Annotated in this window: 28 protein-coding genes and 1 pseudogene; 18 read left to right on the plus strand and 11 right to left on the minus strand. The window is 71.9% G+C overall.

Features of this window, described 5'->3' with window-relative positions:
- Positions 1–15: 15 nt before the first annotated feature.
- Both pnp and rpsO read right to left on the minus strand, forming a co-directional pair.
- The gene (gene pnp / locus MFF56_RS16255) at positions 16–2,250 is read right to left on the minus strand and encodes a polyribonucleotide nucleotidyltransferase (protein WP_066920253.1); all 2,235 of its coding nucleotides are present in this window, start codon (positions 2,248–2,250) and stop codon (positions 16–18) included.
- Positions 2,251–2,585: 335 nt separating this feature from the next.
- Complete coding sequence (gene rpsO / locus MFF56_RS16260; protein ID WP_066920265.1) at positions 2,586–2,855, minus strand: 30S ribosomal protein S15; 270 nt, start codon at positions 2,853–2,855, stop codon at positions 2,586–2,588.
- 486 nt (positions 2,856–3,341) lie between these two features.
- Here rpsO and MFF56_RS16265 point away from each other — a divergent pair, with 486 nt between their 5' ends.
- On the plus strand, positions 3,342–3,569 hold the full coding sequence (locus MFF56_RS16265; RefSeq protein WP_066920255.1) for a hypothetical protein: 228 nt from the start codon (positions 3,342–3,344) through the stop codon (positions 3,567–3,569).
- Here the strand turns inward: MFF56_RS16265 and MFF56_RS16270 are convergent.
- On the minus strand, positions 3,541–4,299 hold the full coding sequence (locus tag MFF56_RS16270; RefSeq protein WP_238230393.1) for a YoaK family protein: 759 nt from the start codon (positions 4,297–4,299) through the stop codon (positions 3,541–3,543). The two genes, MFF56_RS16265 and MFF56_RS16270, sit on opposite strands and share 29 nt — an antisense overlap.
- 266 nt (positions 4,300–4,565) lie before the next feature.
- Between MFF56_RS16270 and MFF56_RS16275 the strand changes: the two genes are divergently transcribed.
- The 8 genes from MFF56_RS16275 (at position 4,566) to MFF56_RS16310 (ending at position 11,976) form a co-directional block, all read left to right on the plus strand.
- Positions 4,566–6,200 carry a sensor histidine kinase gene (locus tag MFF56_RS16275; protein WP_066920728.1) on the plus strand — a complete coding sequence of 545 codons (1,635 nt, stop codon included), beginning with the start codon at positions 4,566–4,568 and terminating at the stop codon, positions 6,198–6,200.
- A complete protein-coding gene (locus MFF56_RS16280) occupies positions 6,197–6,901 on the plus strand; it encodes a response regulator transcription factor (RefSeq protein WP_066920726.1) in 705 nt (234 codons plus the stop codon). The genes MFF56_RS16275 and MFF56_RS16280 overlap by 4 nt, the downstream gene beginning before the upstream one ends.
- 468 nt (positions 6,902–7,369) lie before the next feature.
- Positions 7,370–7,459 carry a pyrroloquinoline quinone precursor peptide PqqA gene (gene pqqA, locus MFF56_RS16285; RefSeq protein WP_007564431.1) on the plus strand — a complete coding sequence of 30 codons (90 nt, stop codon included), beginning with the start codon at positions 7,370–7,372 and terminating at the stop codon, positions 7,457–7,459.
- Positions 7,460–7,504: 45 nt separating this feature from the next.
- Entirely contained in the window at positions 7,505–8,404 is a 900-nt protein-coding gene (gene pqqB, locus MFF56_RS16290) for a pyrroloquinoline quinone biosynthesis protein PqqB (protein WP_066920724.1), read from the plus strand.
- A gap of 297 nt (positions 8,405–8,701) precedes the next feature.
- The gene (gene pqqC / locus MFF56_RS16295) at positions 8,702–9,787 is read left to right on the plus strand and encodes a pyrroloquinoline-quinone synthase PqqC (protein WP_238230395.1); all 1,086 of its coding nucleotides are present in this window, start codon (positions 8,702–8,704) and stop codon (positions 9,785–9,787) included.
- A complete protein-coding gene (gene pqqE / locus MFF56_RS16300) occupies positions 9,784–10,929 on the plus strand; it encodes a pyrroloquinoline quinone biosynthesis protein PqqE (RefSeq protein WP_066920720.1) in 1,146 nt (381 codons plus the stop codon). The genes pqqC and pqqE overlap by 4 nt, the downstream gene beginning before the upstream one ends.
- Entirely contained in the window at positions 10,926–11,636 is a 711-nt protein-coding gene (locus tag MFF56_RS16305; RefSeq protein ID WP_066920718.1) for a hypothetical protein, read from the plus strand. The genes pqqE and MFF56_RS16305 overlap by 4 nt, the downstream gene beginning before the upstream one ends.
- Positions 11,617–11,976: a hypothetical protein gene (locus tag MFF56_RS16310; RefSeq protein WP_066920716.1), complete on the plus strand. Its 360-nt coding sequence runs from the start codon at positions 11,617–11,619 to the stop codon at positions 11,974–11,976. The genes MFF56_RS16305 and MFF56_RS16310 overlap by 20 nt, the downstream gene beginning before the upstream one ends.
- A 37-nt stretch (positions 11,977–12,013) precedes the next feature.
- Here the strand turns inward: MFF56_RS16310 and MFF56_RS16315 are convergent, their stop codons facing one another.
- A complete protein-coding gene (locus tag MFF56_RS16315; RefSeq protein WP_066920730.1) occupies positions 12,014–12,604 on the minus strand; it encodes a GNAT family N-acetyltransferase in 591 nt (196 codons plus the stop codon).
- A 151-nt stretch (positions 12,605–12,755) separates the two neighbouring features.
- On the opposite strand from MFF56_RS16315, the gene MFF56_RS16320 reads away from it, so the two are divergent.
- The 5 genes from MFF56_RS16320 to MFF56_RS16340 all read left to right on the plus strand — a co-directional run bounded on the left by MFF56_RS16320 (position 12,756) and on the right by MFF56_RS16340 (position 14,975).
- On the plus strand, positions 12,756–12,962 hold the full coding sequence (locus MFF56_RS16320; RefSeq protein ID WP_066920714.1) for a hypothetical protein: 207 nt from the start codon (positions 12,756–12,758) through the stop codon (positions 12,960–12,962).
- A gap of 143 nt (positions 12,963–13,105) precedes the next feature.
- Positions 13,106–13,885, plus strand: coding sequence for a dihydropteroate synthase (gene folP / locus MFF56_RS16325; protein WP_082772958.1), 780 nt, complete (start codon positions 13,106–13,108; stop codon positions 13,883–13,885).
- The gene (folB, locus tag MFF56_RS16330; RefSeq protein WP_066920710.1) at positions 13,882–14,256 is read left to right on the plus strand and encodes a dihydroneopterin aldolase; all 375 of its coding nucleotides are present in this window, start codon (positions 13,882–13,884) and stop codon (positions 14,254–14,256) included. Before folP ends, folB begins: the two co-directional genes overlap by 4 nt.
- Positions 14,253–14,735 (plus strand): 2-amino-4-hydroxy-6-hydroxymethyldihydropteridine diphosphokinase, encoded by a 483-nt coding sequence (gene folK, locus MFF56_RS16335; protein ID WP_066920708.1) that lies wholly within the window; start codon positions 14,253–14,255, stop codon positions 14,733–14,735. Before folB ends, folK begins: the two co-directional genes overlap by 4 nt.
- 63 nt (positions 14,736–14,798) lie before the next feature.
- Positions 14,799–14,975: a hypothetical protein gene (locus MFF56_RS16340; protein WP_197430513.1), complete on the plus strand. Its 177-nt coding sequence runs from the start codon at positions 14,799–14,801 to the stop codon at positions 14,973–14,975.
- Positions 14,976–14,980: 5 nt separating this feature from the next.
- Here the strand turns inward: MFF56_RS16340 and MFF56_RS16345 are convergent, their stop codons facing one another.
- Together MFF56_RS16345 and ccrA are read right to left on the minus strand one after the other, a co-directional pair.
- Positions 14,981–15,280: an alkylphosphonate utilization protein gene (locus MFF56_RS16345; protein WP_066920706.1), complete on the minus strand. Its 300-nt coding sequence runs from the start codon at positions 15,278–15,280 to the stop codon at positions 14,981–14,983.
- A 163-nt stretch (positions 15,281–15,443) separates the two neighbouring features.
- On the minus strand, positions 15,444–16,727 hold the full coding sequence (gene ccrA, locus MFF56_RS16350) for a crotonyl-CoA carboxylase/reductase (RefSeq protein ID WP_066920704.1): 1,284 nt from the start codon (positions 16,725–16,727) through the stop codon (positions 15,444–15,446).
- 472 nt (positions 16,728–17,199) lie between these two features.
- On the opposite strand from ccrA, the gene MFF56_RS16355 reads away from it, so the two are divergent.
- Positions 17,200–19,248, plus strand: a complete 2,049-nt coding sequence (locus MFF56_RS16355; RefSeq protein ID WP_238230397.1) for an ethylmalonyl-CoA mutase — start codon at positions 17,200–17,202, stop codon at positions 19,246–19,248.
- Positions 19,249–19,576: 328 nt separating this feature from the next.
- Positions 19,577–19,894 carry a BrnA antitoxin family protein gene (locus MFF56_RS16360; RefSeq protein ID WP_066919898.1) on the plus strand — a complete coding sequence of 106 codons (318 nt, stop codon included), beginning with the start codon at positions 19,577–19,579 and terminating at the stop codon, positions 19,892–19,894.
- A gap of 49 nt (positions 19,895–19,943) precedes the next feature.
- On the opposite strand, the gene MFF56_RS16365 is transcribed toward MFF56_RS16360, so the two are convergent.
- Positions 19,944–20,924: a catalase family peroxidase gene (locus tag MFF56_RS16365; protein WP_066919896.1), complete on the minus strand. Its 981-nt coding sequence runs from the start codon at positions 20,922–20,924 to the stop codon at positions 19,944–19,946.
- Between the two features lie 144 nt (positions 20,925–21,068).
- On the opposite strand from MFF56_RS16365, the gene MFF56_RS16370 reads away from it, so the two are divergent.
- Both MFF56_RS16370 and MFF56_RS16375 read left to right on the plus strand, forming a co-directional pair.
- Positions 21,069–22,070 carry an MraY family glycosyltransferase gene (locus MFF56_RS16370; RefSeq protein ID WP_066919894.1) on the plus strand — a complete coding sequence of 334 codons (1,002 nt, stop codon included), beginning with the start codon at positions 21,069–21,071 and terminating at the stop codon, positions 22,068–22,070.
- Positions 22,067–22,996: an NAD-dependent epimerase/dehydratase family protein gene (locus tag MFF56_RS16375; protein ID WP_066919892.1), complete on the plus strand. Its 930-nt coding sequence runs from the start codon at positions 22,067–22,069 to the stop codon at positions 22,994–22,996. Before MFF56_RS16370 ends, MFF56_RS16375 begins: the two co-directional genes overlap by 4 nt.
- 4 nt (positions 22,997–23,000) lie before the next feature.
- Here the strand turns inward: MFF56_RS16375 and MFF56_RS16380 are convergent, their stop codons facing one another.
- The 4 genes and pseudogenes from MFF56_RS16380 to MFF56_RS16395 form a co-directional block, all read right to left on the minus strand.
- Complete coding sequence (locus tag MFF56_RS16380) at positions 23,001–23,291, minus strand: hypothetical protein (RefSeq protein ID WP_066919889.1); 291 nt, start codon at positions 23,289–23,291, stop codon at positions 23,001–23,003.
- Positions 23,292–23,492: 201 nt separating this feature from the next.
- On the minus strand, positions 23,493–23,957 hold the full coding sequence (locus tag MFF56_RS16385) for a hypothetical protein (RefSeq protein ID WP_066919887.1): 465 nt from the start codon (positions 23,955–23,957) through the stop codon (positions 23,493–23,495).
- 73 nt (positions 23,958–24,030) lie between these two features.
- A complete protein-coding gene (locus tag MFF56_RS16390; protein WP_066919885.1) occupies positions 24,031–26,034 on the minus strand; it encodes an SDR family NAD(P)-dependent oxidoreductase in 2,004 nt (667 codons plus the stop codon).
- Between the two features lie 365 nt (positions 26,035–26,399).
- A pseudogene (locus MFF56_RS16395) lies at positions 26,400–26,820 on the minus strand (phosphoglycerate dehydrogenase); the annotation flags it as partial.

The following is a 26,820-nucleotide window of genomic DNA, read 5'->3' on the forward strand; positions in this document are numbered from 1 at the left end:
GTTGTGAGGAGAGGCTTACTCGCCCGCGTCGCGGCGGCGCTCGCCCCGGTGGGAGCGGCCGCCCTCGCGGCTCTCGCGGGGCTCACGCGGCTCCTCGCCGCGCTCGGCCCGCTCGGCGTCGCGCTGGGCCTTGAGCTTCTCGGTGAGGTCCTCGCCGGTCTGCTGATCGACCACCTTCATCGAGAGGCGGATCTTGCCGCGGTCGTCCTGACCGAGGAACTTCACCTTCACCTTGTCGCCTTCCTTGACGACGTCCGTCACCTTGGCGACGCGCTGGGCGGCGAGTTCCGAGATGTGGACGAGGCCGTCCTTGGCGCCGAAGAAGTTCACGAAGGCGCCGAACTCCATCGTCTTCACGACGGTGCCGTCGTAGATCACCCCGACCTCGGCCTCGGCCACGATCGAGCGGATCCAGTTGTAGGCCGCCTTGATCGCCTTGCCGTCGGCGGAGGCGATCTTCACGATGCCGGTGTCCTCGATGTTGATCTTGGCGCCGGTCTTCTCGACGATCTCGCGGATCACCTTGCCGCCCGTGCCGATCACTTCGCGGATCTTGTCGGTCGGGATCTGCATCGTCTCGATGCGCGGCGCGTACTCGCCGAGCTCGGGGCGGGCGGCGGTCAGCGCGTTGGCCATCTCAGCCAGGATGTGGGCGCGGCCGTCCTTCGCCTGGGCGAGGGCGATCTTCATGATCTCCTCGGTGATGCCCGCGATCTTGATGTCCATCTGGAGCGAGGTGATGCCCTCGTCCGTGCCGGCCACCTTGAAGTCCATGTCGCCGAGATGGTCCTCGTCGCCGAGGATGTCGGAGAGCACCGCGAAGCGCTCACCCTCGAGGATCAGGCCCATGGCGATGCCGGCGACGGGCCGGCGCAGCGGAACGCCCGCATCCATCAGCGAGAGCGAGCCGCCGCAGACGGAGGCCATCGAGGACGAGCCGTTCGACTCGGTGATCTCGGACACGACGCGGATCGTGTACGGGAACTCGTGGGCGGGCGGCAGCACGGGCCGGATCGCGCGCCAGGCGAGCTTGCCGTGGCCGATCTCGCGGCGGCCGGGCGAGCCCATGCGGCCGGTCTCGCCGACCGAATAGGGAGGGAAGTTGTAGTGCAGCAGGAAGCGCTCCTTGTAGGTGCCTTCCAGCGCGTCGATGAACTGCTCGTCCTCGCCGGTGCCGAGCGTCGCCACGACCAGCGCCTGCGTCTCGCCGCGGGTGAAGATCGCCGAGCCGTGGGCGCGCGGCAGGACGCCGACCTCCGAGACGATCGAGCGGACCGTCTTCACGTCGCGGCCGTCGATGCGCGAGCCCGTATCGAGGACGTTCCAGCGAACGACCTTCGACTGGGCCTCCTTGAAGGCGGCCTTGACTTTCTCAGGGCTGAACTTCTGCTCGCCGTCCGCCGGGCAGAGGGCGGCCACCACCTTCGCCTTCACGGCGTCGACGGCCGCGTAGCGGTCCTGCTTGACGGTGATCTTGTAGGCGTCGCGCAGCTCCGCCTCGCAGATCTCCAGCACCGCCTTCTCGACCTCGGCGTTCTCCGGGGGCGAGAAGTTGCGCGGCTCCTTGGCGGCCTTCTCGGCCAGACGGATGATCGCCTCGATGACCGGCTGGAAGTGCTTGTGGCCGAACATCACGGCCCCGAGCATCACGTCCTCGGAGAGTTCCTTCGCCTCGGACTCGACCATCAGGACGGCGTCCTGGGTGCCGGCCACGACGAGGTCGAGGGTCGAATCGTCCTTGGTCTCGGTGACGAGCGGGTTCAGCTTGTAGCCGCCGTTGACGTAGCCGACGCGGGCCGCGCCGATCGGGCCCATGAAGGGCACGCCGGAGAGCGTGAGCGCGGCGGACGCCGCCACCATCGCGACGATGTCGGGATCGTTCTCGAGGTCGTGGGTCAGCACGGTGACGACGACCTGGGTGTCGTTGCGCCAGCCCTCGACGAAGAGCGGGCGGATCGGCCGGTCGATCAGGCGGGAGACCAGCGTCTCCTTCTCGGAGGGACGGCCCTCGCGCTTGAAGTAGCCGCCCGGGATGCGGCCGGCGGCGTAGGCGCGCTCCTGGTAGTTCACGGTGAGCGGCAGGAAGTCGATGCCGGCCTTCGGCTCCTTGGCCGAGACGACGGTGGCGAGCACCGAGGTCTCGCCGTAGGTGGCGATCACGGCGCCGTCCGCCTGGCGGGCGACCTTGCCGGTCTCCAGCACGAGCTTGCGGTCGCCCCAGATCAGCTCTTCGCGTTGAACGTCGAACATGCGTGTCTCTCTCATCCTTGGCATATCCCGCGGACGGGCCTTCCCGGCCGCGGGTGGGCGAACCCGGCGCCGCCAGGGGCAAGATTGCGCGTCCCTCCCGTCGGAGGGACGCGCGATCCTGTCCCCGGCACATGGCGCCTCGAAGTCGCCCCGGGTGTTCAGGAGGCCGGACCCATTCCGGCACCCCGAAGGTCTTCCTTGGTTACCTCCGATGCTGTCGCACCGGAGGCGGTCCGCCGTACGGGCGGCGGCGCGCGGTCGCGCTTGCGGCGGCCCTGAGGCCGCCGTGGCCGGGGCACCCTTCCGCTCGGGAAGGAGGCGCCCCGCACGGAGCCTTAGCGGCGGATGCCGAGGCGCTCGATCAGCGAGCGGTAGCGGGCCTCGTCCTTGCGCTTGACGTAGTCGAGCAGCGAGCGGCGCGAGGAGACCAGCTTCAGGAGGCCGCGGCGGGAATGGTTGTCCTTGCCGTGGGTCTTGAAGTGCTGGGTCAGGTTCGAGATCCGCTCGGTGAGGATCGCCACCTGGACCTCCGGCGAGCCGGTGTCCTTGGGATCGACGCGGTATTCCTTGATGAGCGCGGTCTTGCGCTCTGCCGTGATCGACATCGCGTGGCCTTTCTGGGATGTGCGGGAGGCGGCTGCCTTGACGCAGCGCGCCTGCATGAGCCTGGGCGGGGCCGGTGCCGGGATGTCGTCCAGCACGGTCGTTGAGCCCAAGCGGCTTCAGGCCCCGCCCGTCGCCGGGCTCGAGGCCGCGCGCACCATACACGAAAGCGCCTCCCGCGCCAGTCCCCGGCGCGGGCCGTGCCGTTGGGGCGCCGCCGGAGGGCGGAACCGCCCGCGCCGGATTGCCCAATCGGTGGTCGGGCGAGAGGCGAAATATCGCCTTGCCTTTGCTCTGCCGGCTAACCATAGCCGGAACCGCGTATGCGCGGCCCGGTTGGCCCTGCGCGACGGGCGCGGGAGACCACGGATGACGCAGGACGTCGCCTCCGGGCGCGCGGGCGCGGCGGCACGGGCGGTGCGCGGCGCTCCGCCTACGGGTACACGTCTCCCGCCGAGACCCCGCCGGGCCCCGGCCTGAGGCGCCCCATGCCGACCAAGGGGAAGCGGAGCAAACGCCAAGCCTACCTCGTCGCGGTGGCGCAGCGGCGCGAGGCCGCGCGGATCTACGCCGTGGTGGCGGCCTCCGAGGCGGAGGCGCTCGCCGCGCTCGGCGAGCACGCGGTGGAGAGCGCCCGCCTGCAGGTGGTGGGCGGCCTCTCGCGCGACATGGTGCGCCGGCTCAAGCTCAAGCCGGGGGAACTGCGCCTCGTGTGAGGCCCCGCGCCGCCGCGGCCGCGAGGCCGGCCAGCAGCACGACCGGCAGGATCGCGCACCAGAACGCCCCGTAGGCGACCCCGAGGGCGCCCGCGAGCGCCCCGGCCGCGAAGGCGAGCACGGCCGGCAGGATCCGCCGCAGGCGCGCCCGCGCCGCCGCGTCCGCCGTACGGCCCAGCGCGAAGTCGACCGCGTCGATCACCGCCTGGGTGACGTTGACGGTCATCACCGTGGTGGCCGCAAGGGTCGGCAGGCAGAGGCGCCCGAGGGCGTTCTGCACGCCCATCGCGGCGACCGCCAGCATGCCGACCAAGAGGGCACCTGGGCTGTCCGCCCCGGCGAAGGGGGAGAGGACGACCCCGGCGCCGCCGAAGCCCGCGAGCAGCAGCGCCTCCGCGGCGAGAAGCCAGGGCAGGGGGCGCCGTCCGGCCCGCTCGAGCCCGAGGGCGGCGAGGCGGGCGGCCGCGACCGCGAGCACGAAGACGGGCAGCGCCAGGAGCTTGGCCACGAGGCCGCCCGCCTCGCCGACGAGCGCCGCGCCGATCAGCACGAAGTTGCCGGTGACGTGGGCGGCGAACAGCCCGGCCAGCGCCACGAACCCGGCCGCGTCCACGAAGCCGGCCACGAAGCCGAGCACGGCGGCGAAGCCGTTCGGTACGGCGGAGCCTGGCGGTACGGCGGAGCCTGGCGGTCCGGCGTCCTGCCCCGGCATCCCGGTCTTCTCGGCCATCCCGTGCTCCGCCTCCCCCGATCTCGGCCGCGATTGCCCGGCGGCGCTCACCCGTCAAGGTCCATGCGGGACGGTCCTCCCGGTGCCTCCCGGCCGGCGCCGTTGCCGGAATCGACCACCGCGGCCGGGCCGCTTGCGCCGTTGGGGCCATGGGCGATCGCTCCGGCGCTCCCTCCCGGCCCCCCTCCCGGCCCCCCCCTTGGCCCGCACCGCCCCGGATGCCATGCTCCGCGTGAGCCGCCCGCGAGGCGGCCCGAAAGGGGACGATGCGCTCGCTCAAGGTCCGTTTCGCGCTGCTGCTCGGCGCGACAGCCCTGCTGGTCGTGCTGGCCGCCCTCGGCGTCCTCGCCTCGATCGCGGCCGCCGAGCGCACGATCGACCGCACGCTCGCGGCGCAGGCGCGGCTGGAACTGCTGGCCGAACTCTCCGGCCGGCTGACCCAGTTCGGCCTCGCGGCGGTCGAGACGGTGGGCAGCCCCGACGCGCAGCCGGAGGCGATGGCGATCGCCCGCGCCAACGCCGACAAGGCGCTCGCGTCCGTCGACGAGGCCCTGGCCCGGAGCATCCAGGTCAGCGACGACCCGAAGGACCGGATGGCCTACGCCGCCCGCACCCGGCCGATGGCGCAGCTGCGCGCCGCCCGGGCGATCCTCGACCGGCAGGTCCAGCAGATCACCCGCCGCGCAGCCGAGCCGGAGCAGCGCCAGAACGCCATCAAGGGGGCGCTCAACGGCTTCGGGGCGATGACCGGGCAGCCGCTCTCCTTCCTGATCGAGGCGGAGCGGCGCAGCATGGTGCTGGGCTCCGAGGAGGCCCGAGCGCTGGCCGACCGGCTGCGGCTGGCAGCGGCCCTGGCGGTCGGGGCGGCGCTGGCCATCCTGCTCGTGCTCTACCGCAGCCTGATCCGGCCGACGCTCGCGCGGATCGAGGCGGTGCGGCGGGCGGCGATCGCGGTCGGGCGGGGCGAGCTCGACATCCGGCTCTCGGTCGCGGTCCGGGACGAGCTCGGCCTGCTGGTCGCGAGCTTCAACCGCATGGCCGCGCGGCTCGGCCGCCGCGAGGCCCGGGTCGCGGCCGACCGGGCGGCGCTGGAGGAGACGATCCAGGCCCGCACCGCCGACCTGCGGGCGGCCAACGCCCGGCTCGAGGCGGTCGACCGCTCGCGCCGCCGCTTCTTCGCCGACGTCAGCCACGAGCTGCGCACGCCGCTCACCGTGATCCTCGGCGAGTGCGACCTCGCCGCCCGCACGGCGGCGAGAGCGGGCGAGCGCCCGGTCGATCACGGGCCGGCCTTCGCCACAATCCGCAAGCGGGCGCAGCGGCTGAAGCTGCGGGTTGAGGACCTCCTGCGCGTCGCCCGCTCGGAATCGGGCGAGATCGAGCTCGACCGGCGGGCGCTCGGCGCGGCTTCCGTGCTGGCCGAGGCGATCGACAACGCCGCCTCCGAGGCCGCGCGCCGCCGCGTCGCGCTGATCTTCGAGCCGGGCCGGGAGGACGTCGAGATCTCCGCCGACCGCGAGTGGCTGCGGCAGGTGGTGGAGAGCCTGATCGACAACGCCCTCCGGCACGGGACGGGGCTCTCCCGCGTCACCGTCGCGCTGGAGGCCGGTGAGGCGGCGGGGGCGCCCGCCGCCATCGTCACCGTCACGGATGACGGACCGGGCTTCGGCGCCGCGCAGGAGGCCCTCTTCGAGCGCTTCCGCCGGGGCGCGCGGCCGGGGGAGGGCGGCTTCGGCATCGGGCTGGCGCTCGCCCGCTGGGTGGTGGAGCAGCACGCGGGCACGATCCGCCTCGGCCCCGGCCCGGACGGGCGCGGCGCGCAGGTGCGGCTCGAACTGCCGGCCCTCGACCCCGCCCGGGCCCACGCCCAGTCTCACGAGCAGAAGGATGACGCCGCATGACCCGGGTCCTGATCGTCGAGGACGACATCGATATCCGTGGCATGCTCGCCCGCGGGCTGGAGGCGGAGGGGTTCGAGGTCGGCACCGCGGCCTGCGTGGACGACGCGCTCTCCGCCGCGCGCGCCGAGACCCCGGGCGCGGTCGTGCTCGACATCACCCTGCCGGACGGCTCGGGGCACGACGTCTGCCGCTCCCTGCGGGCGGGCGGCTATCCGGGGCCGATCCTGTTCCTCTCCGCCCGCGACGAGGTGCGCGACCGGGTCGAGGGGCTGGCGCTCGGCGCCGACGACTACATCGTGAAGCCCTTCGTGTTCGACGAGTTGGTGGCGCGGCTGCGCACCCATCTGATGCGGCGGCGGAACGCCGAGGCGCCGCGCCAGACGGTGAGCGCCGGCAAGCTGGTGCTGGACCTCGAGACCCGGCAGGCCTCCTGCGGCGAGGCCGCCGTGCGGCTAACCCCGCGCGAGGCGGAACTCCTCGCCATGCTGATGGAGAGCACCAACCGCCCGGTCTCGCGGGCCGACATCTTCGAGAAGCTCTGGGCGAGCCAGGGCGGGCTCTCGCTCAACGTGGTCGACGTCTATATCGGCTACCTGCGCTCGAAGATGTCCGACTTCGTCCGACACGGCGGCCCGGTGCTCACCACCGTGCGCGGGCGCGGCTTCATGCTGGAAGTGAAGGGTCAGGAGTTCCGGCACTGAGGGTGGGGAAGGCCGCACGACGGCGCCGCTTCCCCTCCGTCATTCCGCGAGGCCGCGCGCGCCCTTTCCGGGCCCTTCGGGCCTGCGCGCATGAAGCGCCAGCGGAATGCGACCCGGGACCCAGCACAAGGAGACGCGAAGCGCCCGTCCCCCGCGACGGCGCCCGAGATCGCGCCGCTGCGCGGCACTTCTCCCTCTGGGTCCCGGATCACCCTCCGCTGACGCTCCGGGCGTCCGGGAAAAGGGCGCGCCCTGTCGCAGCAAGGGCGCCCACAATATCAAGCGCGCTTTTATATCGCGCACGAGGCAATCACGAAAAATTTGGGATGATCCGGCAATTTAGTGCTTGAAGCGGGCGCCGGATTGGCCGATACCTGCCCGGCGCCCGAAAACAGGTGCGCCATCAATGTCTTAGGGTTCCCTTAAGGTTGCCCTGGCGTGGTGAAGCGAAGTCTCAGGAGAAACACCATGAAGTGGGCTGCTCCCGTCGTTTCCGAGATCTGCGTCGGCATGGAAGTCACCTCGTACGAGTCCGCCGAGATCGACACCTTCAACTGAGGTGTGAGCGCCGGGCCGGGGATTGCAGGCAGCGAGGGCGAGCCCATGCGCGTCGTGATCCTCGGTTCGGCCGCCGGCGGCGGCCTGCCCCAGTGGAACTGCCGCTGCCCCATCTGCACGCTGGCGCGGACCGAGCCGCACCGCGTCCGCCCGCGCACCCAGTCGAGCATCGCCGTCTCCCCGAACGGAACGGACTGGCTCCTGGTGAACGCCTCGCCGGACATCCGGCAGCAGCTCTTCGACAACCCGGCGATGCACCCGCAGGCGGGCCTACGCCACTCGCCGATCAAGGCCGTGCTCCTCACCAACGGCGACGTCGATCACGTCGCCGGCCTGCTGACGCTGCGCGAGGGCCAAACCTTCACCCTCTACGGCACAGCCGGCATCCTCGATTCGGTCAACGCCAACCGCGTCTTCGACGTGATGGCCGAGGGCGTCGTCGCGCGCGAACCCATCGCGATGGAGCGCACCTTCGCGCCGCTGCCGGGCCTCACCGTCACCCTGTTCCCGGTCCCCGGCAAGGTGCCGCTCTGGCTGGAGGACGAGACCATGGAGATCGGCGCCGAGACCGAGACCACGGTCGGCGCGATGATCGAGGCGAACGGCCGCAGGCTCGCCTACATCCCGGGCTGCGCCCGGGTCACGGACAAGCTCAAGGAGCGGATCGCCGGCGTCGACGCGCTGCTGTTCGACGGCACCGTGCTGCACGACGACGACATGATCCGCGCGGGCGTCGGCACCAAGACCGGCTGGCGCATGGGCCACGTGCCGATGCGGGGGGAGGGCGGCTCGGTGGAGGCGCTCGCCGAGGTGGCGCTCGGCCGCCGCGTCTTCGTGCACATCAACAACACCAATCCGGTGCTGGTCGAGGATTCGCCCGAGCGCGCCGCGGTCGAGGCGGCGGGCTGGACCGTCGCGCATGATGGGCTGACCCTCAGCCTCTGAAGGCGAGCGGCCCAAGGTCAGGGTTTCGAAAGGCCTCAGGCCTTTCGCGGGTGCAGGGCAGAGCCCTGCGTTTGGCCTCACCGGCCTTGCCGGATCGGCGAGGCCAATCCCGGGGCTCCGCCCCAGACTCCGCCTGCAGCGCCCTTGGGCGCCGAAAGGGGCTCGCCCCTTCGGAATCCCCGCTACCGGGTGGCATTCGGGTCGGGGCGGTCCTATCTCTGATCCGACGCGCCGGTGGTGTTCAGGCACCGGCGACAGAACAATAATGCACCGCGCGAGAGGACGTCCGGAAACGCCATGAACGCTGCCTTCCCCAATCCCGGCGCAGACGAGACCCAGCGGCTCCTCAGCCCCGAGGAGCTGGAGGCGGCGCTCCGCGACATCGGCGCGCGGCGCTACCACAACCTGCACCCGTTCCACCGGCTGCTGCACGATGGCAAGTTGAGCAAGGATCAGGTCCGGGCCTGGGCGCTCAACCGCTACTACTACCAGGCGATGATCCCGGTGAAGGACGCCGCGCTGCTCGCCCGCCTGCCGGACGCGAGCCTCCGCCGGATCTGGCGCCAGCGCATCGTCGATCACGACGGCGACCACGAGGGCGACGGCGGCATCGAGCGCTGGCTGAAGCTCGCCGAGGGCGTCGGCTTCGCGCGCGACTACGTGCTCTCCACGAAGGGCATCCTCTCGGCGACCCGCTTCTCGGTCGATGCCTACGTGCACTTCGTCTCGGAGCGCAGCCTCTTGGAGGCCATCGCCTCCTCGCTGACCGAGATGTTCTCGCCGACCATCATCTCGGAGCGCGTCGCCGGGATGCTGAAGAACTACGACTTCATCACGAAGGAGACGCTGGCCTATTTCGACAAGCGCCTGACCCAGGCCCCGCGCGACGCCGACTTCGCCCTCGACTACGTCAAGCGCCACGCCACCACGCCGGAATTGCAGCGCGCCGCGATGGGCGCGCTGACCTTCAAGTGCACCGTGCTCTGGACGCAGCTCGACGCCCTGTACTTCGCCTACGTCGCCCCCGGCATGATCCCGCCGGACGCGTGGCAACCGGGTGAGGGGCTGGTGCAGGAAACGGCACCCGTGCGGGCGCCCGGCGGCGCGGTGAAGCTCGTCGCGGGCGACGTGCCGCGCCTGCCCCGCGGCGTGCGAATGCGCTTCGATCAGGCCCGCGACAAGCACGTGCTGCTCGCCCCCGAGCGCACCTTCGACCTCGACGACAACGCGGTGGCGGTGCTTTCGCTGGTCGACGGCCAGCGCAGCGTCACGCGGATCGCCGAGCAGCTGGCCGAGACCTACGCGGCCGACGCGAAGGTCATCGAGACCGACATCCTCGTCATGCTGAACGACCTGGCCGAGAAGCGAGTCCTGGAACGATGAACGCCGTCACGCCGCAGCGGACGGCCGCCCCGGCCCCCGTCGGGCTGCTGGCGGAACTGACGCACCGCTGCCCCCTGCGCTGCCCCTACTGCTCGAACCCGCTGGAACTCGACCGGCGCTCGCGCGAGCTCGACACGCAGACCTGGCAGCGGGTGCTGACCGAGGCTGCGGCGCTCGGCGTGCTGCACGTCCACCTCTCGGGCGGCGAGCCGACCGCGCGGCAGGACATCGTCGAGATCACGCAGACCTGCGCCAAGCTCGGGCTGTACTCGAACCTGATCACCTCGGGCGTCGGGGGCGCGCTGGACAAGCTCCAGGCCCTCTACGACGTCGGCCTCGACCACGTGCAGCTCTCGGTGCAGGGTGTGGACGCGGCAAACGCCGAGAAGATCGGCGGCCTGAAGAACGCCCAGCCGCAGAAGATGGTGTTTGCCGAGAAGGTGGTCGCGCTCGGCCTGCCGCTGACGCTGAACTCGGTGATCCACCGCGGCAACATCCACGAGGTCGAGGGCTTCATCGACCTCGCCGTGAAGATGGGCGCCAAGCGGCTGGAGGTGGCCCACACCCAGTATTACGGCTGGGCCTACGTCAACCGAGCGGCGCTGATGCCGAACAAGGCCCAGGTGGACCAGTCGATCCGCATCGTCGAGGCGGCGCGGGAACGCCTGAAGGGCCAGCTCGTCATCGACCTCGTGGTGCCGGACTACTACGCGAAGTACCCGAAGGCCTGCGCGGGCGGCTGGGGCCGCAAGCTGATGAACGTGACGCCCCAGGGCAAGGTGCTGCCCTGCCACGCCGCCGAGACGATCCCGAACCTGGAGTTCTGGTACGTCACCGACCATTCGCTCGCCGAGATCTGGGCGGATTCCCCGGCCTTCACGGCCTACCGGGGCACCGACTGGATGCAGGAGCCCTGCCGCTCCTGCGACCGGCGCGAGAAGGATTGGGGCGGCTGCCGCTGCCAGGCGCTGGCGCTGGCCGGCGACGCGGCGGCCACCGACCCGGCCTGCTCGCTCTCGCCGCTCCACGCCAAGGTGCGGGCGCTCGCGGTCGAGGAGGCCGCCGAGAACCCGCCCGACTACGTCTACCGGACGATCGGCAGCAACGTCCGCTCACCGCTCAAGGAGGAAGCCCCGCTGTGACGCGTCTCGCGATTTCGGTCCTGGCTCTCGCGCTCGCCGCGGCCCCGGCTTCTGCCGAGGACGCTCCGGCGCCCACACAGGTGAACGCGGCCGCGCCGCCCAGTGCCGCCGACCTGCTCTTCGAGCAGCCGCAGATGAAGAACGTGGGCCCGGGCTCGACCCTCACCTACGATTACCTGCGCCGCTCCGGGATCAGCAAGGGGCCGTTCGGGCCGCCGCTCAACGACACGATCACCTTCCGGGTCGAGGCGGCCAACGATCAGAAGGACGCCGCCGCCCGCAACATCCGCGTCGAGATGTTCTCCGGCATGAACCGCGTTCCCGCCGGCCCGTTCGAGGACATGCCGGGCAATCCGGTGATCTCGCTGTTCCTCGAGAACCACCTGCGCGGCCTCGCCAAGGTGCTGGAGGCCAACCCGCGCTACCTGAAGAACGCCATCCGCAAGGGCCTGCGCGACCGGGCCACGGTGACGGCCACCAAGGTCACGGTGGGCGGGCGCGAGGTCGATGCCTGGCGCGTCGAGACCAAGCCCTTCGAGGGCGATGCGATGACCGAGCGCATGCGCGGCATGGCCAACATGACCTACACCTTCGTCACGGCCCCGAGCGTTCCCGGCGAGATCGTCTCGATCGAGGCGCAGTCGAAGACGCCCGAGGGCGGCGAGCTGCTGGAAGAGAAGCTGAGCTATGATCAGAAGGCGGGTTGAGGGCGCGGCCCTCGCGGTGCTGGCGCTGGCGGGGCTCACCCTCGCGGCGCGCGCCGAGGAGAACGACTATCCGACCGACGCGCGCGTCGACTACGTCTTTGCCTGCATGGCGGCCAACGGCCAGACCCGCGAGAACATGCAGAAATGCGCGTGCTCGCTCGACCAGCTCGCCGCGATCCTGCCCTACGACAAGTACGTGCAGGCGAGCACGATCCTGTCGATGCGCCAGGGCATCGGCCAGCGCTCGAACGAGTTCCGCTCCACCAAGGTCTTCGACGACAAGGTGGCGGACCTGCGCCGGGCCCAGGCCGAGGCGGAGATCCGCTGCTACCGGGGCTGAGGCCTTCTCGGCCGCGGGCCTTCGCCCCGTGGCCGGCTCAGCGCGGCCTCTCCAACTGCCACGTCAGGTGGGCGCGCACCGTGGGCCATTCGGGCGCCGTGACGCTGTAGACGCAGGTGTCGCGCAACGAGCCGTCCGCCAGGCGCTGGTGATGGCGCAGGATGCCGTCGAGCCGGGCCCCCAGGCGCTCGATGGCGCGCCGGCTCGCGTGGTTCATCACATGCGTGCGGAACTCGACGGCGAGGCAGCCGAGGCCGTCGAAGGCGTGCGCCAGCAGCAGGCGCTTGGCCTCGGTGTTGAGCGGCGTGCGCTGGACGCGGGCGGCGTACCACGTCGAGCCGATCTCCAGGCGCGGCCCGGCGGGCTCGATGTTCATGTAGGTGGTCATGCCGACCGGCCGGCCCCCGGGGCCGTCCAGCACCGTGAAGGGGAGCATGGAGCCCGCCGCCTGCAGGCCGAGGCGACGGTCGATCTCGGCCGCCATCCGCTCCGGCGCGGGCACGGCCGTGTACCAGAGCCGCCAGACCTCGCCGTCCCGCACCGCCTCGGCGAGGGCGTCGGCGTGCGCGGGCGACAGCGGGACGAGTTCGACATGCCGCCCGGACAGGGTGACGGGACCGATGGCCATCGCGGCGACCTCACGCATGCCCGGTATCGGCATCGGCCGGCACCATGTCACAGGCGGTCCCGGGCGCCTACCGGCATCGACGGACATCCGGCCGATCCCGCAGCGAAACCCGGGCACCGGCGTTGACGGACGATCCGGTCCGGAGCCCCCGATGTCCCGCCGCCTGCTCGCCCTCGCGCTCGCCGTCCTTCCCCTCGCAATAGCCGAGGCCGCGCCGCGCGACCGGGGCGACACCCGTTTCAAGCAGAGCTATTGCCGGCCGCCGCTGAAATACGCGGCCGGCGCCTGCGTCGGCCGCTGCCCGGCGGGCTTTACGGATACCGGCAGGGTCTGCCGCTTCCGCACCATGAACCGCTGAACCGATCCTGTTGCGCGCGGGCGGAGCCTCTGACAAACCCGGGCTCCCGTCAGCCGGGACTCGAGCCAGGACCTGCCCGCGTGAGCCAGACGCAATCCGCCCTCGCCCGCCTGCTGCCCGGCCTCGGGCGGCGCACGCTGGTGATGGGCATCCTCAACGTCACCCCGGATTCCTTCTCGGACGGCGGCCTGTTCCAGGGCGAGGCGGCGGCCCGCGGGCAGGCCGAGAGGCTGGTCGGGGAGGGCGCCGCGATCCTCGACATCGGCGGCGAGTCGACGAGGCCTGGCCACACGCCGGTGCCCGCCGCGGAGGAGCAGGCCCGCGTCCTGCCGGTGATCCGGGCGCTGGCGCCGGGGCTCAGCGTGCCGATCTCGATCGACACCTACAAGGCCTCGACCGCCAAGGCCGCGCTGGAGGCGGGCGCCACGATCGTCAACGACGTCTGGGGCCTGCAGCGCGAGCCCGACATCGCCCGGGTCGCGGCCGAGCACGGCGCGCCCGTGATCGTGATGCACAACCGCGAGACGATCGACCCGGCGATCGACATCGTCGCCGACATGCTGCGCTTCTTCGAGCGCTCGCTCGGCATCGCGCGGGCCGCCGGCATCCTGGAGGCCGACATCGTGCTCGACCCCGGCATCGGCTTCGGCAAGAGCTGGGAGCAGCACCTCGAATCCCTGCGCCGGCTGCCCGAGATCCGGGCGCTGGGCTTCCCGCTGCTGGTCGGCGTCTCGCGCAAATCCCTGCTCGGGCGCCTGCACGACCGCGAGACCCGGCCCGCCGACCGGCTGCACGGCTCGCTCGCGGCCCACGCGCTGGCAGCGACCCTCGGGGCCGACATCGTCCGGGTGCACGACGTCGCCGCCCACGTCGACGCGATGCGCGTGGTCGACGCGGTGATGCGGCCGGAGACGCGCGCGTGAGCGATCATATCCGGGTGAGCCGGATCGCCGTCTACGGCCGCCACGGGGTGCTGCCCGAGGAGGCGCGGCTCGGCCAGCGCTTCTACATCTCGCTGGACGTTGAACTCGACCTCGCCGCGGCGGGCCGGAGCGACGACGTCGCCGAGACCGTGAGCTACGCCGACCTCACGGCGATCGTCGTCGCGGTCGCGACCGAGCGGCGCTTCGCTCTGATCGAGGCACTCGCCGAGACGGTCGCCGCCGAGATCCTGGCGGGCTTCCCGCGGATCCGGGCGATCACGGTGGCGGTCGACAAGCCGAGCGCGCCGGTGCCGGCGATCCTCGACAGCGTCGGCGTCTCGATCACCCGCCAGCGGGAGACGCGCCCGTGACGCAGGCCTATCTGGGGATCGGCAGCAATATCGGCGACAAGGCCGCGATGCTCGACGCCGCTGTGGCGGGCCTCGACGCACGCCCCGGCATCCGCGTCACCGCGCGCTCGGCCGATTACCGCACGCCCCCCTGGGGCGACACCGACCAGGACTGGTTCCTCAACGGGGCGCTCGGAGTCGAGACCGACCTCGACCCGCACGCGCTCCTCGACGCCTGCCTCGACGTCGAGCGCGCGCTCGGCCGGGTGCGCGAGCGCCGCTGGGGCCCGCGGGTGATCGACATCGACGTGCTCTCCTACGAAGGGGCGACGGTGGCGGACGAGCGCCTGATCCTGCCGCACCGCTTCGTCCGCGAGCGCGCCTTCGTGCTGGTGCCGCTCGCCGAGATCGCCCCCGACCTCGTCATCGGCGGCGAGAGCGTGACGGCGGCCCTGGCCAAGCTCGACCGCGGCGGCATCGAGCCGGTGCCGCGCGCCTGAGGACCGTCTCGCCCGCGTCGCGGGATGGCGCTATCCTGCCGGCTCCGAGCGGAGGGGGCAGGCATGAGCGAGAGCGACAACACCTTCAAGCGGGCGCCCAAGCGCAAGCCGCTGAAGGGCAAGTCTGTGGCGGTGTCGCCGGAGATGCGGCAGGCCTACGCCGACCTGATCAAGGAGCGCGAGAGCAAGCAGGAGACCTACGGGCGCCACCTGCCGCAGGAGGAGCCGCGGCGGCGCTGACGCACTCAGCGCTTGCGCACGAACTCGGTGCGCAGGACGAGGCCCTTGATCGTCTCGTGGCGGCAGTCGATCTCCGCGGGGTCGTCGGTCAGGCGGATCGCGCGGATCACCGTGCCCTGCTTCAGGGTCTGGCCGGCGCCCTTGACCTTGAGGTCCTTGATCAGCGTGACGGCGTCCCCGTCGGCGAGCAGGTTGCCGGAGGCGTCGCGAACCTCCGGGCGCGCGGGGGCCTGCGCTACCGCGCTGGGCGGGCGCCACTCGCCGGTCGCCTCGTCGTACACGTAAGCGTCGTCGTCGCCAGCCAAGCTCAGGTTCCTCGCAGGATGCGCGCTCTTGTCGCGCTCCGGCCGGGCGAAGGCAAGGGGGCGAAGCGCACGGCCGGTCCTGCCGCTGAGGGGCCCATGACGCGGAAAGGCCCCCGTCCCGGGCGGGACGAGGGCCTTCGTCGTCAGGTTCGGCAGCCTGCTCTCAGCGGCGCAGCGGCCCCGCCTCGATCACGTCCTCGACCGTGCGCAAGCCGGCGCGCGGCGAATTGACGAGGCAGGCCATGTTGCCCGGCGGGTGCTGGTTCTTCCACATCTTGGTGTGGGCCTGAGGGATCTTGTCCCAGGGGAAGACCTCGCTCATGCAGGGGTCGATGCGGCGGTCGAGCACGAACTGGTTGGCGGCGGATGCCTGCTTCAGGTGGGCGAAGTGCGAGCCCTGGATGCGCTTCTGCCGCATCCAGACGTAGCGGGCGTCGAAGGTGATGTTGAAGCCCGTGGTGCCCGCGCAGAACACCACCATGCCGCCGCGCTTCACCACCAGCGCCGAGACCGGGAAGGTCGCCTCGCCGGGATGCTCGAACACGATGTCGACGTCCTGCTTGCCCGTGATGTCCCAGATCGCCTTGCCAAACTTGCGGGCTTCCTTGGTCCAGGCATGGTGCTCGGGGCTGTTGACCTTCGGCAGCTGGCCCCAGCAATCGAAGTCCTTGCGGTTGATGACGCCCTTGGCGCCCAGGCTCATCACGTAGTCGCGCTTCGACTCGTCCGAGATGACCGCGATGGCGTTGGCGCCGGACGCCGCGCAGAGCTGCACGCCGAACACGCCGAGGCCGCCCGACGCGCCCCAGATCAGCACGTTCTGGCCCGGGCGCACGGTGTGGGGCGCGTGGCCGAACAGCATGCGGTAGGCGGTGGCGAGCGTCAGCGTGTAGCAGGCCGCCTCCTCCCAGGTGAGGTGCTTCGGGCGCACCATGAGCTGGCGCGACTGCACCCGGCAGAACTGCGCGAAGGAGCCGTCGCCGGTCTCGTAGCCCCAGATGCGCTGGGTCGGCGAGAACATCGGGTCGCCGCCGTTGCACTCCTCGTCGTCGCCGTCGTCCTGGTTGCAGTGGATGATGACCTCGTCGCCGACCTTCCAGCGCTTCACCTTGGCGCCGACCTTCCAGACGATGCCCGACGCGTCCGAGCCCGCGATGTGGTACGCGCCCTTGTGCACGTCGAAGGGCGAGATCGGCTCGCCGAGCCCCGCCCAGACGCCGTTGTAGTTGATGCCGGCCGCCATGACGTAGACCAGCACCTCGTCGTCGCCGATCTCCCAGACCGGCAGGACCTCGAGCTGGTGGGACTGCTCCGGCGGCCCGTGGCGCTCGCGCCGGATCGCCCAGGCGTACATCTTGGCCGGCACGTGCCCGAGCGGCGGGATCTCGCCCATCTCGTAGAGGTCCTTGACCTCGGTCCCCGTCTGCACCGCCGCGCTGGCTGCCATGGTCGTTCTCCTCGTCGGTCCGGCGCGGTTCCTCTCGCAAAGGGCCGCGCTCTCGCTCTCCTGCGCTATAGCTGCGATGCGGTAAGCCTCCAAGTGGGCCGAAAGGCCAACACGGCAGGATAGAACCGATTTTCGGGGCCCGCCCCCTGCGCGGGCCGGGCGGAATCAAATCCAATTTGCGGTGCACTGCAGAATTATTCCGCTGTCCGCCGCTATTCGGACGCCGCCACCCGCGATCCGACGGCCCGCGCGGCACCGAAATCTTGGTAGACCTTATACCAACCGACGATCATCCGCCGCACCCGGGCGGAGCGGGCGCATAGGACCAATGTTGAAGAAAACGCGCGGGACCGGGCAAGGAAAGTCGATTCCGTCCCGGCGGAATCCGCTCTAGGTTACGGCCCAAAGATGCGTCGGCCCCCGCCCGCGGGCGGGGTTTTGCCCGCGCGACCAAGATCGGGAGCGGACGAGAATGAGCGGGCAGGCAGCTGTCGCCGAGACCAAGCCGGCGGAGACCAAGCGCGACAAGCCCTGGATCATCCGCACCTATGCGGGCCATTCCACGGCGGCGGCCTCGAACGAACTCTACCGGGGCAACCTCGCCAAGGGGCAGACCGGCCTCTCGGTCGCCTTCGATCTGCCGACCCAGACCGGCTACGACCCGGACCACGAGCTGTCGCGCGGCGAGGTCGGCAAGGTCGGCGTCTCGATCGCGCATCTGGGCGATATGCGGGCGCTGTTCGACCAGATCCCGCTCGCCCAGATGAACACCTCGATGACGATCAACGCCACGGCGCCGTGGCTGCTGTCGCTCTACCTCGCGGTGGCCGAGGAGCAGGGCGCGCCGCTCGCCGCCCTGCAGGGCACGACCCAGAACGACATCATCAAGGAGTACCTCTCGCGCGGCACCTACGTGTTCCCGCCCGCGCCCTCGCTGCGGCTCACCAAGGACGTGATCCTGTTCACGACCCGGAACGTGCCGAAGTGGAACCCGATGAACGTCTGCTCCTACCACCTGCAGGAGGCGGGGGCGACGCCGGTGCAGGAGCTGTCCTACGCGCTCGCCATCGCGATCGCGGTGCTCGACACGGTGCGGGACGACCCCGATTTCGACGAGGCCAGCTTCGCCGACGTGTTCAGCCGGATCTCGTTCTTCGTGAACGCCGGCATGCGGTTCGTCACCGAGATCTGCAAGATGCGGGCGTTCGCCGAGCTCTGGGACGAGATCGCCCAGGAGCGCTACGGCATCACGGACGCCAAGAAGCGGATCTTTCGGTACGGCGTGCAGGTCAACAGCCTCGGACTGACGGAACAGCAGCCCGAAAACAATGTCCACCGCATCCTGATCGAGATGCTGGCGGTGACGCTCTCCAAGCGCGCCCGGGCGCGGGCCGTGCAGCTGCCCGCCTGGAACGAGGCGCTGGGCCTGCCCCGCCCTTGGGACCAGCAATGGTCCATGCGCATGCAGCAGATCCTCGCCTTCGAGACGGACCTCCTGGAATACGACGACATCTTCGACGGCTCGACGGTGATCGAGGCCCGCGTCGCGGAGCTCAAGGCGCAGACCCGGGCCGAATTGGCGCGCATCGCCGAGATCGGCGGCGCGGTCACGGCGGTCGAGGCGGGCGAGCTGAAGCGGGCGCTGGTCGAGTCGAACGCCCGCCGCATCGCGGCGATCGAGCGCGGCGAGCAGATCGTCGTCGGCGTCAACAAGTGGCAGCAGGGCGAGCCCTCGCCGCTGACGGCGGGGGAGGGGGCGATCTTCACGGTCTCCGAGACCGTCGAGATGGAGGCCGAGACCCGCATCCGCGCCTGGCGCTCCGAGCGCGACGCGCGCGCCGTCGGTCGGGCCCTGGAAGACCTGGAGCAGGCGGCACGCTCCGGCGCCAACATCATGCCGCCCTCGATCCAGGCCGCGAAGGCCGGCGTGACCACGGGCGAGTGGGGGGCCTGCCTGCGCGCGGTCTTCGGCGAGTACCGGGCGCCGACCGGCGTGACCCTGGAGACGGTCTCGTCGGGCGCGGCCGAGGAGGCCAAGCTCCTGATCGCCGATCTCGGCGAGCGCCTCGGCGAGACGCCGCGGCTCGTCGTCGGCAAGCCGGGCCTCGACGGCCACTCGAACGGCGCCGAGCAGGTGGCGCTCCGCGCCCGGGACGTCGGCTTCGACGTGACCTACGACGGCATCCGCCAGACGCCCGCCGAGATCGTCGCCAAGGCGAAGGAGACGGGCGCCCACGTGGTCGGCCTGTCGATCCTGTCGGGGAGCCATGTGCCGCTGGTGCGGGACGTGCGGGCCAAGATGCGGGAGGCCGGCCTCGACCACGTGCCGGTGGTCGTCGGCGGCATCATCTCGCCGGACGACGAGCTGGTCCTGAAGAACATGGGCGTGCGCGCCGTCTACACCCCGAAAGACTACGCCATCGACCAGATCATGGTGGGGCTGGCCAAGGTGGTGGAGCGGGCGCTGGACGGGCGGCAGAAGGGCGAGGGGGCGCAGGCGGCGGGGGGGCAGGTGTACTGAGAGCGGCGCGGCACCCCCTTCTCGTACGTACAAAAACCTTGACACCCAGGGTTTTTGTACGTGCGCATGCGGTTCACGTACGACGAGCCGAAGCGGCAAGCGAATATCGCGAAGCACGGCATCGACTAGGCTGAGTTTGAGGGCTCTTTCAGCTTCGACCGCTTCCTCAACATTCCGACGAAGCCGAGCCGCACCGGACGGATCCGGTACAAGCTGATCGGATCCTGGCAAGGCCGGGTAGTCGTTGTCGCCATCGTCTCACCGCTCGGGTCGGAGGCGATCGATACCGTCAGCGTCCGGCCCGCCAACGCGAAGGAGAGGGCCTTCTATGCCGAAGCCTGAGCACGCCCCCGGCTACGTGCCGAACGCTGCCTACACGCAGGCGGATTGGGACGCGGTGTCGGACAATCCCGCTTTGACCGATGCCGAACTCGGCCAAGCCCGCCGGGGCACCGATGGGATGCCGCCCGCGATGGCGGCTGCCTTCCGGCGCGGTGGGCGCCCAAGATCCGAGTCGCGCAAGGTGCCGGTCACGATCCGGCTCGATGCCGAGATCGTGGAGGCCTTCAAGGCGACGGGCCCCGGCTGGCAGACGCGGATGAACGACGCGCTCCGCCGGGCCGCCTGCGACCTGGACGCGGCCTGAGACGAAGGATACCCGCCGGCCTGGACAGGCCGACGGGCATTGCGGATCCTCAGTTCGCCCGGCGCGAGACCGAGACCGCATAGGCCGGCGAGCGGATCGCGAACATCGGGTCGTCGGTCGGGCCGGCGACGCCCTCGGGCAGTTCCGCCACCGGATCGAAGGTGCGGGCATCGCAGGTGGCATCCGGCGCGATCGCTGTGATGCTGAGCGTGCCCAGTGTCTCCGTCTTGCGGCTCTCCTCGGGCCAGGAGGCGGTCGGGTCCGCGGTCGGGTCGCCGGGCTCGGCCAGGATCGCCACCAGGTCGAAACGGGCCGGGCTCTTGGCGAGGCGCTCCTTCAGCTCGTCCACGTAGAAGCTGTCGGGCTTGGCCTTCACCTCGTCGTCCGTGAGGCCGGCCTTGTCGGCGGAGACGAATTTCAGCCGGGCGACCTTCGCCTCGTTCTTCGCGTTCGTCAGCGTGTAGGCGTGCACCGCCCAGTAATCGACGCCCGCGTAGCTCGCCGGCACCGGCCGCGCGTTGAGCCAGGCCGCCTGACGGGTGGTCTCGGGGTTCTGGGCCGAGAAGGCCTTGATCTTCTCGGCATCCGGCTTGCCGTCCGGGCCGGGGGCGCGGACCTGCAGGAATTCGAGGAGCTGGGCCGGGGTCTTCGTGGAAAAGACCGGCGCCGAGATCACCACGAACACCATGTCGCCGGCCGGATCCTCCATCCGCATCGCGAAGCCCCGGGTGACGGGCTTGGCCTTGTCGGAGACCTTCGGGTTGCTGCCGCCCATCGAGAAGCGGGCGGTGACCGGCACGGTCTTGGTGAAGTGCGGCGCCTTGGACAGGGCGGCGGCGCCGGGGGCGGGGGCGAATTCGCCCTTCAGGCAGACGCCCTTCGCCCCGCTGGCGCGCACGCCCGCCTGGTTGCCGCCGGCCGCGAACTGGGCGGCCACGATCGCGCCGGGATCGGTCTCCTCGGCGCGGGCGGCGGTCTGCAGGCATGCGGTCGCGGCGGCGAGACCGGCGAGCGTGCGGAGCCAAGTCATGAGCGTCTCCCAGATGTCGTTGTGCCGCGGATGGGCGGCGGGGAGCGGCTCCCCTGGAAACACTTTAATTGTGCACAATCAGCTTGCAAGCGTCATTGTCGTTCCGGCTCGCCGACGCGGCGTTTCCGCGCTATCGGCCAGGCCATGCTCAGCCCCCTCGTCGCCGTGGCGCTCGCCGCCGCGCTCTCCGCCGGCCTGATCGTGCGCCTGCGCCCGCTCCTGGTGCGCTACGCGCTGGCCCGCCCGAACGCCCGCTCCAGCCACGCCGAGCCGACGCCGCAGGGGGGCGGCATCGCGGTGGTGACGGCGGCCCTGTTCGCGGCCGGCGTTCTGCGCACCTCGGATGTGGGCGATGTCGGCGAGTGGCTGGCGCTGGCCGGCGGCGCCACGGTCCTGGCCGTGCTCGGCGCAGTGGACGACATCCGGCCGCTGCCGGCCGCCTTGCGGCTCGCGGTGCAGGCCGCGGTGGTGACCGCGCTGGTCGCCACCCTGCGCGGGCACCTCCTCCCGTGGCTGCCGCTGCCCGTCGAGCGGGCGCTGGCGGTGCTGGCCGGCCTCTGGTTCGTGAACCTCGTCAACTTCATGGACGGGCTCGACTGGATGACGGTGGCCGAGATCGTTCCGGTGACGGGCGCGCTCCTCGCGCTGGGGGCGCTCGGCCATCTGCCGGTGCTGCCGACCCTGGTGGCGGCCGGCCTCTTCGGGGCGATGCTCGGCTTCGCGCCGTTCAACCGGCCGGTGGCGCGGCTCTTCCTCGGCGATGTCGGCTCCCTGCCGATCGGGCTGATCGTGGCGTGGCTGCTCTATCGGCTCGCCCTCGACGGGGGCTTGGCCGCCGCGATCCTGCTGCCGCTCTACTACATCGCCGACGCCACCCTGACGCTGCTGCGGCGGATACGGGCCGGCGAGCGGGTCTGGGAGGCGCACCGGAGCCACTTCTACCAGCGGGCGACCGTGAACGGGCTCTCGGTGCCCGGCGTGGTGGGGCGCGTGTTCGCGCTCAACCTCGCGCTGGCGGGGCTCGCGGCCGCGACCTTGCTTTGGCCGAACTGGCCCGTCACCGTGGCCGCACTCGCCCTCGGCGCGATCCTCGTCGCGGGGCTGCTCGCCCGTTTCGCCCGCGCCCGGAGCCAGGACCGACCGTGAGTCACGAGATCCGTCATGTGGCGCTCACCGGGGCGACGGGCTTCATCGGCCGGCACCTCCTGCATAGCCTGACCGCCCGGGGCTACCGGGTGCGGGTGCTGCTGCGCCGCCCCGTGGAGGTACCTGAAGGGGCCGCGAGCGCCGTCGTCGGCGACCTGACGCGGCCGATGAACATGGCCGCCGCCCTCTCGGACGTGGACGCGGTGGTGCACTCGGCCGGGCTCGCCCACGCCATGTCGGGCGCGCCGGAGGACGATTACCGCACCCTCAACACCGAGGCGACGCGCCGCCTTGCGGAGGCCGCCGCCCGCGCCAAGGTGCGCCGCTTCGTCTTCCTCTCCTCGATCCGGGCGCAGTGCGGGGCGAGCGCGCCGGGTGTGCTCACCGATTCCGACGAGCCCGCCCCCACGGATGCCTACGGCCGCTCGAAGCTCGAGGCCGAGCGGGCGCTGGCCGAGACCGGGCTCGACTGGGCGGCGCTCAGGCCCGTCCTCGTCTACGGGGCAGGCGTGAAGGGCAACATGGCGGCGCTCCTGCGGCTCGCCCGCACGCCCTACCCGCTGCCGCTCGGCGCGCTCGCGGCGCGGCGCTCGCTGATCTCGGCGGAGAGCCTCGCGGCGGCGGTCGATGCGGTGCTGCGGGCGCCAGCGCCCCTGAACCGGGCGCTCGTCGCGGCCGATCCCGACCCGCAGACACTGCCCGAGATGGTGGCGGCCCTGCGCGCCGGCCTCGGCCGCGCGCCCGGCCTCGTGCCGGTGCCGGCGGCGCTCCTCGGCCTCGCCTGCCGCCTCGCCGGCCGGCAGGAGGCCTATGCGCGGCTCGGCGGCGGGCTGGTGGCGCGCGCCGACGGGCTCGCGGCGCTCGGCTGGCGCCCGGCCGCGACGACGCCCGAGGGCCTGGCGCGGCTCGCCCGGGACGGGGGCTGACCGCTCAGCGGTTCCGGTACGCCAGGCAGAAGTCGGGCGCGTCCTCGTCGAGGTCGTCGCAGCCGCGGGCGATCTCGGCCTCGATCAGCGCGCAGGGGTTGCCGGCGTGGCAGAGCGGCAGGGGGGTGGGCGAGACGGCGACGCAGCGGGCGACCAGGGTCGCGGCCCGGCTCGGGCCGAGGCTCGCCCGGCAGGATTCCTCCGCCTCGGCCGCGCTCGCGAGGCCCAGGAGGGCGAGCGGTACGGTGCCCGCGATGGCCCGGCGCAGGCGACCCGGCCGGCTGATCGTCGTCACACGTCACCTCCCACCGCCCGCGTGAAGGGGCTCTACCGAACGGTGGCGCATCGGGACGGGTCGCCGCAAGCGGGCGCGGGACCGTGAAGCCCCTCATCCCCGTCGCCGTTCGATCGAAGCGGGCGCCGCGCATCCCCCTCTCCCCGCATGGCGGGGAGAGGGGGATGCGCGGGAATGCGGAACTATCATCCGGAAACGCCCTCACACCCGCGGCGCGTAGCGCGCGGGCGCCTCCCGGCCGGGGGCGGGGCCCAGCCGGGCCTGGAGCCAGTCCCGGCGCCGGGCGATCATCCGCTTCAGGCGCAGCGCCCGTTCCTCCTTGCGCTTGCAGTCGCAGGGGCAGTCGCAATCGAGAGGCGTGGAGCCGCCGCCGTCGAACAGGCTGAGGATCGCGAGCAGGACGCCGACGAGGCCGAGGACGAGCAGCACGAGCGCCGGCCACGCGAGCCCCAAGCCCACCAGGGCCGCCAGCGCGACCTTCAGGCCGAGCGAGCCCGCGACCTTCGCCTTGATCAGCAGGCCGAGCGTCGCGCCGCCGCCGAGGATGCCGCGCAGCCCCCGCATCACCCGCACCCGCAGGCGGCGGCGGGCGGCGAGCGCCTCCAAGCGGTGCAGGGCGCGGGCCACGCGCCGCACCTCGGGATCCGGATCCGTGAGCCCGTCCATCGTCCTCGCCCCCCGTGACGCGCCGGATCATCGTGGGCCGGCGGAGGCGCCGCGGTGAGCGGCCGCACGCGCCCTACGGGACGGCCGGCAGCGGCGCGGCCTCGCCCGCGACGATCCCGGCCGCCGCGCCCGCCCGCCCCACGCCGCGCTCGCGGAAATGCGGGATCGCGGCCTCGAAGACCGCGTCGGCCGCCGCCCGGTCGCCGGCCTCGACCGCGGCGGCGAGGCGCGCCACCCAGGCGTCGAGCCGGGCGCGGTCGGCGAAGACGGGGCGTGCCGCCATCACCCCGTCGATCCCGTCGAGGCTGACCCGAGGCTCCTCGCGGGCGAACAGGATCTCGTTGAGGCGCTCGCCCGGCCGCGCGCCGGAATAGGCGATCTCGATCTCCTCGCCCGGCTCGAAGCCCGCGAGCCGGATCATCCGCTCGGCGAGATCCCGGATGCGCACGGGCTGGCCCATCTTCAGCACGTAGACCGCCGCGTGCCGGTCGTCGGCATCCTCGCCCGGCGCCCGGGCCTCGCCGTCGGCGTGGGAGGCCGCGGTGAGGACGAGGTCGGCGGCCTCCCGCACGGTCATGAAGTAGCGCACCATCTCAGGGTGCGTGACGGTGACGGGCCCGCCGCGGGCGATCTGCGCCTTGAACACCGGCACCACCGAGCCGACCGAGCCCAGCACGTTGCCGAAGCGCACGGCGACGAGCCGGGTCGGGTGACCGGGGAGCGCCGCCTGCTCAGCGTCGCGGGCCTGGGCCACCATCTCGGCGAAGCGTTTGGTGACGCCGAGCTGCGAGACCGGCTCGATCGCCTTGTCGGTCGAGATCATCACGAGCGCGCGGGCGCCCGCCGCGACGGTCGCGTCGGCCACGTTGATCGAGCCGAACACGTTGGTCTTGATGCCCTCGCTCCAGTCCTGCTCCAGGTAAGGCACCTGCTTGAGCGCGGCGGCGTGGAAGACGTAGTCCGGCGCGAAACCCTCGAAGATCGCCCGGACCCGCGCGGCGTCGCGGATGTCGGCGATGATGCCGCGAGCCCGGCCCCCGGCGGCGAGCACCAGCGGGTGGCTCAGGATGCCGTGCAGCGCCGGCTCGGAATTCTCCAAGACCAGCACCTCGGCGGCGCCGAAGGCCAGCGCCCTGAGGCAGATCTCGGAGCCGATCGAGCCGCCCCCGCCCGTCACGATCACGCGCCGCCCCGCGAGGAAGCGCTCCAGCCGCGGCCGGTCGATCGCCACCGTCGGGCGCAGCAGCAGGTCCTCGATCTCGAGCGGCGCGAGTTCGGCCTCGCGCGCGCCCTCGCCGAGGCTCGCCACCCGCACCAGCGGCAGGCCGAGGCGGCGGGCCTGGGCCACCAGCGCGTCGGGCTCGGCCTCCAGCGCGCTCGGCGTGGCGACGAGCCGGCGCACCGGCTGGCCGCGCTCGGCCAGCCGCGCGATCACGCGCTCCAGGTCGTCGAAGCCGCCGAGCACGGGCACGCCGCGCATCATCTGCCCGGTCTCGTCGGCGCGGGGCGACAGGATGCCCTTGGGCGCGAGCTTCCTCACCGAGCCGGACTCGATGGCGCGCAGCAGAACGTCGATGTCGGAGCCGCGCCCGAGCAGCAGCGTCGGCACCGTGGCGGCCCGCGCGCTCGACTGCCGCGAGCGGGTGTATTTCAGGTAGCGGAAGGCGAGCCGCGCCCCGCCGAGCAGGAAGATCTGCAGCACCCAGTAGAGGACGATGGCGATCTTGCCGAAGAAGTAGAACCCGTAGAGGTCGGCCGAGACCAGCACGTAGTCGGTGACGAGGAGCGCCAGCGCCAGCACGCTCGCCGCCCGCACGATCGCGGCCAAGTCCGGCAGCGAGGCGAAGCGCCACTTGGTCCGGTAGAGCCGCAGCCGCGCGTAGACGAGGCCCGCGAGCAGGAGGAAGGGCGGCAGCAGCAGCGGCAGCGCGTGCAGGCGCTCGTCCAATTGCGCGCCGGTGAAGCGGAACCAGAAGGTGAGCAGCACGGCCAGCGCGGTCGCCACGAGGTCGTGGACGACCATCACGGCGGTCTTGGCGTGGCTCTTGGCAGGACTCTTGGCGGGGCGCGGCAGCATGGGCCGGGGCGGTATCCGCCGCGGGGCCCGGTGCTGTCAACGCGGCGGAGGGGTGGGGGCGGCCTGCCTCCGGCCATCTGGTACGGCCGCCGACCGATCGGTTCGGAAGCTCCGGCGCGAACCGCGACGCGCTCCCTCCCCCGTGCGGGAGAGGGTTGGGGTGAGGGACGAGAACTCCACGGAGAGGGCGAGACGCTGCCGAGCGGGCCTGTCGCACCCGATTCTGACAGTTCTCATCCCTCACCCGGCTCTCTGCGAGAGCAGACCTCTCCCGCACGGGAGAGGGGACCCGCGCTCGAGCCGGAGAGGATCGGCGCGGAAGGCGAGCGCTCGGCGGACCCGAACGCTTCACCCGGCAAGCCGCCTCAGCCCCGCTCGTAGAGCAGGCGCGCCCGCACCGTGCCCTCGATGGCGGCCAGTTCCCCCAGCACCGCGTCGGGGTCGGCCAGCCCCGCATCGGTGTCGATCACCACGTAGCCGAGATCGCCGTCGGTCTGCAGCATCTGGCCGGCGATGTTGATGCGCGCGCGCGCGAACACGTCGTTGATGCGGCCCAGCACGCCTGGCAGGTTGCGGTGCAGGTGCGCGAAGCGCGCCCCGCCGGGCCGGGTGCTGATGAAGGCCTGCGGGAAGTTGACGGCGCCCACCGTCGAGCCGATGTCGGAATAGTCCACGAGCTTGCGGGCGACCTCGGAGCCGATGCGCTCCTGCGCTTCTTCCGTCGAGCCGCCGATATGCGGGGTGAGGATCACGTTGGGCAGGCCCTGCAGGGGCGTCACGAAGCGC

It is taken from the genome of Methylobacterium hispanicum (assembly GCF_022179285.1).
Classification (GTDB): domain Bacteria; phylum Pseudomonadota; class Alphaproteobacteria; order Rhizobiales; family Beijerinckiaceae; genus Methylobacterium; species Methylobacterium hispanicum.